Raw genomic sequence first — 12260 nt, 5'->3', positions numbered from 1 at the left:
TCGCGCTCGGCCAGCGCGGCCTCGGCGGCGGCGGCGAACGCCGCAGCACCCGCGACGTCCTGCGTGCCCGCCCGCAGCCCCCGCTGCTGACCGCCCCCGTGCAGCTGGGCGGCCAGGGCGGCCGAACGGGCGACGACGAGCGCGCCGATCCCGACCGGTCCCCCGATCTTGTGGGCCGACACGCTCATGGCGACCAGGCCCGTCCCGGCGACCACCTGACCGCGCAGCGCAGCGAAGTCGACCGGCACGTGCCCGAACGCCGCCACCGCATCCAGATGAAGCGGGACCCCCGCGCGCGCCGCCGCGTCGGCGAGAGCACCGGCGTCGTTGATCGTGCCGACCTCGTTGTTCGCGATCATCGCGGTCGCGAGGGCCGCGCCGGGCAGGGATGCCGCGAACCGCGCGACCGGGATCGCGCCGCGCCCGTCGAGCCCGACGTGCATGAGCGTCGCGCCCGCCCGCTCGCGCAGCCAGGTCGCGGCATCCAGCGTCGCGTGATGCTCCCCGTCGGGGAGCACGACCGCGTCTCCTCCGGCGCGGGCCTCCCACAGACCCTTGAGCGCGAGGTTGATCGACTCGGTGCCGCCGGAGGTGAACACGACCTCCACGCTGTCGCATCCGAGCGTCGCCGCCAGTCGTTCCCGCGACTCCTCCAGCAGGCGCCGCGCGACCTGGCCGCCGCCGTGGATCGAGGACGCGTTGCCGGTGACCCGGGTCGCCGCCAGCCATGCCTCCCGCGCCTCGTCGCGCACCGGCGTGGTCGCGGCGTGGTCGAGGTAGACGGTCATCCCTCCACTCTGACACGCGTCCCACGCGCCCGGGCGCCGTAATGAACCCGACTCACGTCGTTGTTACGGTAGTCCGCATGGTCAGCCCGACTCCGACCGCCCCCTCCCTGGTCATGCCCGCCGCGGCGCTGCTCAGCCCGCATCTCGACGACCTCGGCGTGCGTCTGCACGAGGGTGGGGCGACCGTGCGGGTCTGGTCCGGCAGCGCCGAGACGGTGGACCTCGTCGTCTGCGACGACAGCGACCTCGACTGGGTGACCGACACCGTGCCGCTGGAGCGCGGCGTCGGCGGGGTGTGGGAGGCGACGACCGGTCTGCTGCGTCCGGGGTCGCGCTATGCCCTGCGCGTCGCAGGCTCCCCCGCCGCCGGCAACACGTTCAACCCGCAGACGCTGCTACTCGACCCGTATTCGCGCGGCATCGTCGGCGGCGGATTCGGCGACTGGCGCAGCGCCGTGGTCGACGAGGGCTTCGACTGGGGCGGGGTCGGGAAGCCCCGGGTCCCCCTGGACCGCACGGTGCTCTACGAGGGACACGTCAAGGGGCTGAGCAAGCGGCATCCGGACGTCCCCCCGGCGCTGCACGGCACCTACGCCGGCCTCGCCCACCCGGCGATGATCGAGCACTTCCGTGCGCTCGGGATCACCACGATCGAGCTGCTGCCCATCCACGCGTTCGCCTCCGAGCCGCGGCTGCACCAGCTCGGCCTGGCGAACTACTGGGGCTACAACACGCTGAACTTCTTCAGCCCGCACGCCGCCTACGCCACCGAGGCCGCGCGCCGGGAGGGGCCCGCCGCGGTGCTGCGCGAGGTCAAGGGCATGGTCAAGCTCCTGCACGAGGCGGGGCTCGAGGTCGTGCTCGACGTCGTGTACAACCACACCGCCGAGGAGGGCATCGGCGGCCCCCGTTCCAGCCTGCGCGGCATCGACAACCGGCACTACTACCGGCAGCAGGCCGAGGGCGCCTACATCGACGTCACCGGATGCGGCAACTCGCTCAACACGGCGACGGACGCCACCGCGCGTCTCGTGCTGGACTCGATGCGCTACTGGGCGAACGAGGTGCAGGTCGACGGGTTCCGGCTCGACCTGGCCGCGACCCTCGGCCGCGACGGGAACCATGTCTTCACCCCCGAGCACCCGCTGCTGCGCGCGATCGTCGACGACCCGGCGCTGGCCGACGTCAAGAAGATCGCCGAGCCGTGGGACGTCGGCATGGGCGGCTGGCAGACCGGCAACTTCGGCGCCGGCTGGCACGAGTGGAACGACCGCTACCGCGACCGGGTGCGCAACTTCTGGCTCAGCGACGTGGACTACGCCCGCCGGGCCTCCACCGCCCCGGTGGGCATCGGCGGGTTCGCGACCCGGCTCGCCGGCTCGTCCAACACGTTCTGCGAGGAGCGCGGCCCGCTCGCGAGCATCAACTTCGTCACCGCGCACGACGGGTTCACCCTGCGCGACCTGGTCTCCTACGACGTGAAGCACAACCTCGGCAACGGCGAGCAGAACCGCGACGGCGCCGACACCAACCGCTCCTTCAACCACGGCGCGGAGGGACCGACCACCGACGAGCGCGTGCTGGCGACGCGGCGCAAGGCGATGCGGAACCTGCTCGGCACGCTCCTGCTGTCGGCCGGCATCCCGATGCTCACGGCCGGCGACGAGTTCGGCCGCACGCAGCGCGGCAACAACAACGCCTACTGCCACGACTCGGCCCTCACCTGGGTCGACTGGGATCTCGGCCCGTGGCAGCGGGACCTGCTCGCCCACACGCAGCGGCTCATCGCCCTGCGCCATCAGAACCCGGCGCTGCGTCCGATCCGGTTCGCGCGCCTGGGCGAGGTGACGCCGTCGGCTTCCGTGATGGAGTGGTTCGACGAGAACGGCGAGACCATGTCGGGCGTGCGGTGGACAGATCCCGCCCACCGCACGCTGCAGTACGTCGCCGCCTCCACGCCGGAGACGGAGCAGTTCAACCGCATCCTGCTCATCGTCCACGGCGTCGAGCGGCCGATCGACGTGACCCTGCCCGCGGTGGCGGGGGTGAGCCGGTACGTCGCGCTCTGGTCGAGCGCGGAGGACCGCCCGCAGGAGGCGGAGGTCGTGCACGCGCCGGGCACGATCGTCCCGGTGGCGCCGACGTCGATGCAGCTGTTCCGCGCCGAGTGAGCCGCCGCCTGTCCGTACCCACCCGGTCGCGGTAGGTTCAACACGTGACCGCTCCCGCATCCCCCACCTGGCGCAGCGCCACCGAGATCCCGCTCCGTCCCGGCGTCGATGCCCAGCCGCTCCACGACACGGTCTCCGGTCGCATCCCGATGCTCCACCCGCATCCGGCCATACCCGGCGAGGCATATCAGCCCACGGCGTTCGCCGGCGAGATCGTCCCGTTCCGCGTCACCGCATTCCGCGAGGGGCATGACCTGATCGGCGTCACTCTCCGCCTGCGCGATCCCGGCGGCACGGAATCCCTGCACCGGCTCGTCCCCCGCGGCGACGGGCTCGACAGCTGGTCGACCGAGGTCGCGCTGCTCGTGCAGGGCCTGTGGACCTTCCGGTTCGAGGCGTACGCGGACACGTTCGCGGCCTGGCACCACGCGGCCGAGGTGAAGATCGCCGCGGGCGTGGACACCCCGCTGATGCGCGAGAGCGGCGCGCTGCTGTTCGACCGCGCCGCCGCCGAGAGCGACCGACCCGCTGCGGAGCGGCGGTTGCTGCGCGCACGGGCGGCGGTCCTGCGCGATCCCGACGTCGGCGACGCGGCCGCGCTGGAGGTCGTCGCGGATCCGGTCGTCGCCGCCGCGTTCGCGGCCCGGCCGGTCCAGGAGCTGACGACGCTCGGCACGGACCTCCCGCTGCGGGTGGAGCGCGAACGCGCCGGCGTCGGCGCCTGGTACGAGTTCTTCCCCCGGTCCGAGGGAGCGCGGCGCCTGAAGGACGGACGCGTCAAGAGCGGCACGTTCCGCACCGCGGCGGGGCGCCTGCCGGCGGTCGCCGGCATGGGCTTCGACGTGCTCTACCTGCCGCCGATCCACCCGATCGGCGTGACGAACCGCAAGGGCCCGAACAACACGCTGGTCGCGGCCGAGTCCGACCCCGGGTCGCCGTGGGCCATCGGGGCCGAGGCGGGCGGCCACGACGCCGTGCATCCCGATCTCGGCACGCTCGCCGACTTCCGTGCCTTCGTGCGGGCCGCCCGGGCCGAGGGCCTGGAGGTCGCCCTCGATCTCGCACTGCAGGCCTCGCCCGACCATCCCTGGGTGCGAGAGCACCCGGAGTGGTTCACGACGCTGCCGGACGGCACGATCGCGTATGCCGAGAACCCGCCGAAGAAGTACCAGGACATCTACCCGATCAACTTCGACAACGACCCCGAGGGCATCCGCGCGGAGGTCCTGCGCATCGTGCGGCACTGGATCGCCCAGGGCGTGCGGATCTTCCGGGTCGACAACCCGCACACCAAGCCTCTGCAGTTCTGGGAGTGGCTGATCGCCACGGTGGTCCGGACCGACCCGGACGTCGTCTTCCTCGCCGAGGCGTTCACCCGCCCGGCGCCGATGCGGGCTCTCGCCAAGGCCGGGTTCGCGCAGAGCTACTCGTACTTCACCTGGCGGAACACGAAGGCCGAGCTGGAGGAGTTCCTCACCGAGGCCGCCACCGAGACGGCCGACTACCTGCGGCCGAACCTGTTCGTGAACACCCCCGACATCCTCACCGAGTACCTCCAGTTCGGCGGCCGCCCCGCGTACCGGATCCGGGCGGCCATCGCGGCCACCGGGGCGCCCAGCTACGGCGTCTACGCCGGTTACGAGCTGTACGAGAACGTCGCCCGCCCGGGCTCGGAGGAGAACATCGACAACGAGAAGTACGAGTACAAGCTCCGCGACTGGGACGGCGCGGAGGCGGCCGGCGACTCGCTGGCGCCGTTCCTGCGGCGTCTGAACGAGATCCGTCGAGCGCACCCGGCGCTGCGGCAGCTGCGCGACCTGAGCGTGCACTGGAGCGACGACGACGCGATCCTCGTGTACTCCAAGCATGTGCCCGCCGCGCTCTCGCCGGACGGCCGCGCCGACACCGTCATCGTGGTGGCGAACCTCGACCCGCACTCGGTGCGCGAGACCACCGTGCACCTGGACACCCGGGTCTGGGGCGCCGCGCCGGGAGACCGGTTCGAGGTCGAGGAGCTCCTCACCGGCGCGCGGTGGACCTGGGGAGAGCACAACTACGTCCGGCTCGACGCCTTCGCCGAGCCGGTCCACATCCTGCACGTGAAGGAGCCCGGATGACCATGTCCCAGTTCGGCGCGGATGATGTCCCAGTTCGGCGCGGTATCGCTGCCTCAGAGCGCGCCGAACTGGGACATGCTCGGAAGAGGGATGCCGGATGATCGACGACAACGTCCTGAACGCGGTCTCGTCGGGCTCCTCCCACGCTCCGCACGACGTGCTCGGGTTGCACGAGGACCCGGATGCGGCGGGCCGCTGGCTCGTGCGCGCACGGCGTCCCCTCGCCACGAGCGTGACCGCGGTCTTCGCGGACGGCGTACGGGCCCCGCTCGCCCACCTGAGATACGGGATCTGGGAGGGCGGGTACGCGGGAGACCCGCTCCCCTACGAGATCGTCGCGACCTACGGCGACGGCCCCGACTTCGTCGCCGACGACCCCTACCGGCATGTCCCGGTGCTCGGCGAGCTGGACCTCCACCTGATCCGGGAGGGCCGGCACGAGCAGCTCTGGCGTGTGCTCGGCGCCCGCGTGATCGATCATGGCGGCACCGCCGGCACGTCCTTCACGGTGTGGGCGCCGGATGCGCAGGCGGTGCGCGTGGCGGGCGACTTCAACGACTGGGACGGCCAGGGCCATGCGATGCGCTCGATGGGCGCCAGCGGCGTCTGGGAGCTCTTCGTCCCCGGTCTCGGCGCCGGGACCGTGTACAAGTTCGAGATCCTCACCCCCGACGGCCGATGGATCCTCAAGGCCGATCCGATGGCCCGGTACGCCGAGGTGCCGCCGGCGACGGCGTCCGTCGTGACCACGTCGACCTACGAGTGGGAGGACGACGCCTGGATCGCCCGGCGCGGCTCGCGCACCCCGCTGGACGGGCCGATGTCGGTCTACGAGGTGCATCTCGGGTCCTGGCGTCCCGGGCTCGGCTACCGGGACGCGGCCGACGCCCTCATCGACTACGTCGGCGGCCACGGCTTCACGCACGTCGAGTTCCTGCCGCTGGCCGAGCACCCCTTCGGCGGCTCCTGGGGCTATCAGGTTACGGGCTACTACGCGCCGACGAGCCGGTTCGGCCATCCCGACGACCTGCGCTATCTCATCGACCGGCTGCACGGCGCGGGCATCGGCGTGATCATGGACTGGGTGCCCGGCCACTTCCCGAAGGACGCGTTCGCCCTCGCCCGCTTCGACGGGCGGCCGCTGTACGAGCACCCGGACCCGCGTCGCGGCGAGCACAAGGACTGGGGCACGCTGATCTTCGACTACGGCCGCAACGAGGTGCGCAACTTCCTCGTCGCCAACGCGCTGTACTGGTTCGAGGAGTTCCACGTCGACGGTCTGCGGGTGGATGCGGTCGCCTCCATGCTCTACCTCGACTACTCGCGCGAGCCGGGCGAGTGGGAGCCGAACATCCACGGCGGCCGGGAGAACCTGGAGGCCATCCGCTTCCTGCAGGAGGTCAACGCCACCGCCTACAAGCGCTATCCCGGCATCGCCATGATCGCGGAGGAGTCCACGAGCTTCGCGGGCGTCACGGCGCCCACGAGCGCCGGCGGCCTCGGCTTCGGCTTCAAATGGAACATGGGCTGGATGAACGACTCGCTCGTGTACATCTCCCGCGACCCGATGTACCGCGCCCACCACGAGGGCGAGCTGTCGTTCTCGTTCGTGTACGCGTTCAGCGAGAACTACGTGCTGCCGATCAGCCACGACGAGGTCGTGCACGGCAAGGGCAGCCTGTTCGCCCGGATGCCGGGAGACCACTGGCAGAAGCTCGCCAACATGCGGCTGTTCTACGCCTACATGTGGGGCCACCCCGGCAAGCAGCTGCTGTTCATGGGCCAGGAGTTCGGGCAGATGTCCGAGTGGTCCGAGTCCCGCGCGCTGGACTGGTGGCTGCTCGACCAGCCCACGCACGCGCAGCTGGCGCAGTTCGTCGCCGAGCTGAACCGCGTCTACCGGGAGCAGTCGGCGCTGTGGTCGCGCGAGCGCGACGGCGCCGCGTTCAGCCGGATCGGCGGGCCGGGATGGAACCCGGACACGTCGTCGTTCGTGCGTCGCGACAACCACGGCAACACGGTCGTCGTGGTCTGCAACTTCGCCGGCGCGCCGCAGGACGACTTCGAGCTGGACCTGCCCGAGGCGGGACGCTGGGAGGAGATCCTCAACACCGACGCGCTCGCATACGGCGGGTCCGGTGTCGGCAACCTGGGCGCCGTCCACACGGACGCCGCCGGGCGCGCCCGGCTCACCCTGCCGCCGCTGGGCGCGCTGTGGCTGCGCCACCGCGCCGGCTGAGGCCGGTCAGAACAGCAGCGAGGCGAGCCGGCCGCGGGCGCGGACGACCCGTGGATCGGCGTCGCCGACGAGGCCGAACAGCTCGAGAAGACGCTCGCGCACCGGCGCCCGCTCATCCGTCGGCAGCGCCTGGAACAGGTCGAGGAGCCGGTCGAACGCGTCGTCGACGTGGCCGCCGGACACGTCGAGGTCGGCCACCGCGAACTGCGCCTGCGGGTCGAGCGGCGCCTCCGCCGCCGCGGCGCGCGCCGCGACCGGGTCGAGTTCCGCCACCCGCGCGAGCAGGGTGACCTGGCCGAGACCGGCCTTCGCCTCCTCGTCCCGCGGGTTCTCCGCCAGCGCACTGCGATACGCGGCGATCGCCCGGTCGTAATCGCCGGCCTCGATCGCGGCGTACGCCTCCGCGTGCAGCGGCGGGAGCTCGGGCTCGGCCTCCGCATCGGCGTCGGCATCCGCCTCGCCCACCGTGCCGGTCACGCCGTTCTGCGCCGCGACCTGCAGCAGCTGCGCGAACACCTCGCGCACCTGCTGCTCCGGGACGGCGCCGGTGAACAGCGGCACCGGTTGCCCCGCCACGAGCGCCACCACCATGGGGATCGACTGCGCCCGGAACGCCTGCTGGAGCTGCGGGTTCGCATCGACGTCGACCTTGGCCAGCACCAGCCGGCCGGCCAGCTCGGTCACGACCTTCTCGAGCACCGGGCTCAGCTGCCGGCAGGGGCCGCACCACTCGGCCCACAGGTCGACGACCACCGGCACACGGCGCGAGAGCTCGAGCACCTGCGGGAAGCTCTCGTCGGTGGCGTCGAACACGAGCGGGAGCGAGCCGGGCGCCTGCGCCGGCGCGGCGGCCTGCGGACGGTTGCGAAGCGCGGAGAGGTCGACGGCGCCGCGCAGGACGGCACCGCCAGTGGCGTCGGTCATGAGATCACCTTCGCGGACAGGATGCTCGAGGAATAGCCGAGCATGCGGATCTTGTCGGTGGAGCCCTGTGCGGGCACGTAGAAGAACAGCTGGTCGACGAAGGTCGTGGTGACGCCCGTCTGCGACTCGGAGGCGCCGGTGAGCGCCTTCACCGTCGGGTTGTCGTCGAACTTGATCACGACGTCGGAGTCGAGCGGCGTGACCGTGTCGGTCTCGTTCACCGTGACGGCGACGATCGCGCCGCTGGCGAGGGTCGCGAGGGCGAGCGGCGTCTCGCTGCCGGCCTCGGCGCCGAAGGTCATGCTGCCGGTGCTGGAGGCGGTGCTGTTGAACTCGTCCAGCCGGGTCTGCCGGTCCGCGGCGACCTGCGCGCTGAACGTGTCCGTGTCCTCGTCGAACAGCGCGGCATACGTGCTGTTCGCGCCGTTGGTGAGCACGTCGGCGTAGGCGGCGGCCAGCGAGTCCGGCGTGATGGCGAGGAAGGTCGAGTCCGGCGGGACCTGGGCCGCGCCGATGTAGACCGGCGCCAGCGCCGGAAGCTCGGTCGAGCCGCCGAGGTCGCCGACGTACACGAGCTTGTAGTTCGACCACGGGTCGTCCTGCGTCAGCATCATCATGGTCGACGTGGTGTCGGTGTCGGCGACGGCCAGCACCGTCCGGGGCCAGTCGTCGTAGGCCTGCGGCAGCACGATCTGGAGATCGCCGGCCGGGATGGCGGCCAGCGCCGTGTAGTCGGAGATCGACGACCGCAGGGTGTAGTTGGTCTGGCGCGCCGCCAGGGCCGCGCCGCCGAGCCGGGTCGCCGCCAGGTCGGCATCGAGGTTCGCATCCGCCTGCGCGACCGTGTCCGAGATGCGCTGCACGATCTGCTGCGCCTGGGCCTGCGTCACCGCCGGCTGCTGCTGATCGCCCGCGTCCACGGCGGACGTCGAGGTCGTGGCATCCGGCGACGACGCGAACTGCGGCCACGCGTCGGCCGAGCATCCGGTGAACACGAGCGGCACGACGAGCGCGAGCGGCGCCGCGATCAGCCGGCGGCGGCCGAGCCCGCGTCGAGCGGGGGTGGCCGCGATCACGCCCTTGTCGGCCGACTCCACGGCGATGTCGATCGGCTGTGTGGCCTCCAGCGGCGGCGGCGCCTTCCGGCGCGGGCCGCGCGAACGGCGCGCGTGACGGATGCCGAGCACGTAGAGGGCGATGCCGGCGACGAGGAAGAGCCCGCCCAGGACGATCAGCGGACCGGCCCACGGCGTGGCGTTCGCGCGGGGCCAGCTGATCGTCACCGAGTCGGGTGCGGGCGCGGAGCCGTCGGAGGCGACGAGCACGCTCATGCCGGCCGGGATCTGCAGCGTCGTCTGCACGCTCGTCGGGTCGTCGTACTCGCCGAGCCACAGATCCGAGTCCTGCGGCGAGCGCGCCGTCGTGGCATCCGTCTCCGCCTGGTCCGTGTCGGTCGGATCGGCGGCCTGGGCGGCGTCGGCCTCGGGTTCGACGGTCGTGGTCGCGATGGCGCCGGCGTCGTCGACCGTCGCGCTCGTGTACTCCTGGTCGGAGAGCCAGGCGGTGAGGTCGCCGGTGCGGCCGTATGCGACCACGACGCCGTCGTCGCCGGACACGTCGAGCGTCTGCGTGCCGGTCATCATCGACATCACCGTGCCGTCGATGAGGAGGTAGGGTGCGGTGCCGGTGGCGACGGCCGCCGTGTCGCTGTCGGCGCCGTGGAACACGGTGCGCTGCGCGATACCGGTCCCGATCAGGATCGCGGCCAGGAAGAAGGCCGCAACCGCCCACACGAAACGCACGTATCCATCCTCCCTGCGGACCCCGGGAAGGTCCGATCCGACGTTCCAGCCTAGCGACAACCGGCTGAGCGTGCTCCGAGAGGGGCGGATACCGTGTCGCGTGCGCGGCCGCACGTATCCTGACCAGACCGACGTATGCCGAGGAGTCCGATGAAACTGCACAATCCGTTCCGCGTCGCGTTCGTCGCGACCCTGGGGGTCGGCCTCGGCATCATGCTCCTCAACAGCATCTCGACGCTGTCGACGGTGCTCCTGTACGTCGGCACCGCGCTGTTCCTCTCCCTCGGGCTCGACCCGGTGGTGCGCTTCTTCGAGCGGCGGCACCTGCGGCGCTGGATGGCGGTGCTCGTGACCCTCCTCATCGTGCTCGCCGTGTTCGGCGGCATCGTGATGACGGTCGTGCCCATCATCGTCGACCAGATCAGCCAGCTCGTCTCGGCCATCGCCGACATCGTCGAGGACGGCACCTGGCAGACAGATCTGCTGAGCTGGCTGGAGACGACCTTCCCGAACCTGGACGTCGAAGAGGCCTTCGGCTACGTGCAGGACTGGTTGCAGTCCCTGGACTTCGGATCGATCGGCGAAGGCGTGCTCGCCTTCAGCGCATCCCTCCTGTCCGGCATCAGCGGCGTGTTCATCGTGCTCGTGCTCACGATCTACTTCACCGTCTCGACGCCGTCGCTCAAGTCCGCCGTCTACAGCCTGGTGCCCGCGTCCCGCCGCGAGCGCTTCATCGACCTGTCCGAGCAGATCACCGACTCGGTCGGCTACTACGTCATGGGCCAGGTCGGCCTCGGGCTGATCAACGGCATCCTCAGCGCGATATTCCTGACCATCATCCAGGCGCCGTTCCCGGCCGTGCTCGCCGTGATCGCGTTCTTCTTCTCGCTCATCCCGCTGGTGGGCACCCTCATCGGCTCCACGATCATCGTGCTGACCTGTCTCATCCCGGGACTGGGGTCCCCGGCGACGGCGCTGACCGCGGCGATCTACTACATCGTCTACATGCAGGTCGAGGCGTACGTCGTCTCGCCGCGCATCATGAACCGCGCGGTGTCCGTGCCCGGCGCGGTGGTCGTGATCGCGGCTCTCGCGGGCGGGTCGTTGCTGGGCCTGCTGGGCGCGCTCGTGGCGATCCCGGTGGCGGCGAGCATCCTGATCCTCTACCGGCAGGTGGTCATCCCGCGTCAGAACGAACGCTGACCAGACCGCCGCTCAGTCCGCCCATTCCTCCGGCAGCGGCAGCGCGGCGGGGTTGACGGCCCGGACGATCTCCGCCAGCACGCGGCGGGTCTGCGTCTCCCCCACCCAGAGGTGCTTTCCGCCCTCGACCGGGATCAGCGTCGCCTCGGGCACGCTCGCGAAGCGCTCCGCGGCCTCCGCGGGCCGCAGGTAGTCGTCGAGCTCCGGCACCACGACGATCAGGCGGCGCGGATCGCCGGCCCAGGCGGCCACCTCGTCCGCCGTGGCGCGATGCAGCGGCGGGGACAGCAGGATCGCGCCGACGATGTCATGGTCGAGCCCGTACTTCACCGCGAGCTCGGAGCCGAACGACCAGCCGACCAGCCACGGCCGGGGCAGACCGCGCTCGTGCACGAGAGCCATGGCCGCCGCCACGTCGTCCTTCTCGCCCGCGCCGCCGTCGAACCGGCCCTCGCTCGTGCCCCGCGGGCTCGTCGTGCCCCGGGTGTTGAAGCGCAGCACGGCGAGGTCCGCCAGCGCCGGGAGCCGTGCCGCCGCCTTGCGGAGGATATGGGAGTCCATGAAGCCGCCGTGCGTCGGCAGCGGATGCAGCGTCACCAGCGTCGCGACCGGGTCGCGGTCGGCCGGCAGCGCGAGCTCGCCGACGAGCGTCAGGCCGTCGGCGGTGCGCAGCTCGACGTCCTCGCGCCGTCCGGGCAGCACGGTCGCTCCGCGGATCTCCATCACGCCACCTTCCAGCAGTGGGAGTGCCAGTGCCGGCGGTCGGCGAGGTCCGCGGCGTCGCCGAGGACGCCGTCGGCCCGCCAGGCCACCAGATGGGCGGTCCCGGGGTCGATCGTGCCGCCGCAGCCGGGGCACACATAGGCCTTCTCCGCGCGTCCGGCGGAGACGGGCTGCACCGTCCAGCTCACCCCGCGGCGCGTCTCGGTGCGCTTCCAGCCCGCCAGCAGCCGGTCGAACCCGGCGTCCGCGGCGCGCGCGTCAGGGCGCCGACGGCGCGAGCGTGCCATGACGCG

The 12260-nt window shown here is 71.8% G+C and carries 9 protein-coding genes; 4 read left to right on the top strand and 5 right to left on the bottom strand.

The window, feature by feature from the left end; genetic code table 11:
- Window positions 1–788, bottom strand: a 788-nt coding sequence (locus QM626_RS07300; RefSeq protein ID WP_415075502.1) for a cysteine desulfurase family protein, incomplete at its 3' end; no start/stop codon positions are given.
- A gap of 113 nt (window positions 789–901) precedes the next feature.
- Between QM626_RS07300 and glgX the strand changes: the two genes are divergently transcribed.
- The 3 genes from glgX to glgB all read left to right on the top strand — a co-directional run bounded on the left by glgX (window position 902) and on the right by glgB (window position 7315).
- Window positions 902–2959, top strand: coding sequence for a glycogen debranching protein GlgX (gene glgX, locus QM626_RS07295; RefSeq protein ID WP_415075506.1), 2058 nt, complete (start codon window positions 902–904; stop codon window positions 2957–2959).
- A 149-nt stretch (window positions 2960–3108) separates the two neighbouring features.
- Entirely contained in the window at window positions 3109–5076 is a 1968-nt protein-coding gene (locus QM626_RS07290) for a maltotransferase domain-containing protein (RefSeq protein WP_415075504.1), read from the top strand.
- Window positions 5077–5173: 97 nt separating this feature from the next.
- Window positions 5174–7315 carry a 1,4-alpha-glucan branching protein GlgB gene (gene glgB, locus QM626_RS07285; protein ID WP_415075500.1) on the top strand — a complete coding sequence of 714 codons (2142 nt, stop codon included), beginning with the start codon at window positions 5174–5176 and terminating at the stop codon, window positions 7313–7315.
- 6 nt (window positions 7316–7321) lie between these two features.
- Here the strand turns inward: glgB and QM626_RS07280 are convergent, their stop codons facing one another.
- Complete coding sequence (locus tag QM626_RS07280) at window positions 7322–8239, bottom strand: tetratricopeptide repeat protein (protein ID WP_415075498.1); 918 nt, start codon at window positions 8237–8239, stop codon at window positions 7322–7324.
- Entirely contained in the window at window positions 8236–10041 is a 1806-nt protein-coding gene (locus tag QM626_RS07275; RefSeq protein ID WP_415075496.1) for a glycosyl transferase, read from the bottom strand. Before QM626_RS07275 ends, QM626_RS07280 begins: the two co-directional genes overlap by 4 nt.
- 150 nt (window positions 10042–10191) lie before the next feature.
- Between QM626_RS07275 and QM626_RS07270 the strand changes: the two genes are divergently transcribed.
- The gene (locus QM626_RS07270) at window positions 10192–11244 is read left to right on the top strand and encodes an AI-2E family transporter (RefSeq protein ID WP_415075494.1); all 1053 of its coding nucleotides are present in this window, start codon (window positions 10192–10194) and stop codon (window positions 11242–11244) included.
- 12 nt (window positions 11245–11256) lie between these two features.
- Here QM626_RS07270 and QM626_RS07265 read toward each other — a convergent pair whose 3' ends face one another.
- On the bottom strand, window positions 11257–11967 hold the full coding sequence (locus QM626_RS07265; RefSeq protein WP_415075492.1) for an alpha/beta hydrolase: 711 nt from the start codon (window positions 11965–11967) through the stop codon (window positions 11257–11259).
- Window positions 11967–12254, bottom strand: a complete 288-nt coding sequence (locus QM626_RS07260; protein ID WP_415075490.1) for a hypothetical protein — start codon at window positions 12252–12254, stop codon at window positions 11967–11969. The genes QM626_RS07265 and QM626_RS07260 overlap by 1 nt, the downstream gene beginning before the upstream one ends.
- Between the last annotated feature and the right edge of the window lie 6 nt (window positions 12255–12260).

This window comes from Microbacterium sp. (genome assembly GCF_047606385.1).
In the GTDB taxonomy this organism is placed as follows: domain Bacteria; phylum Actinomycetota; class Actinomycetes; order Actinomycetales; family Microbacteriaceae; genus Microbacterium.
This window is presented reverse-complemented; position numbering and strand designations above follow the sequence as displayed.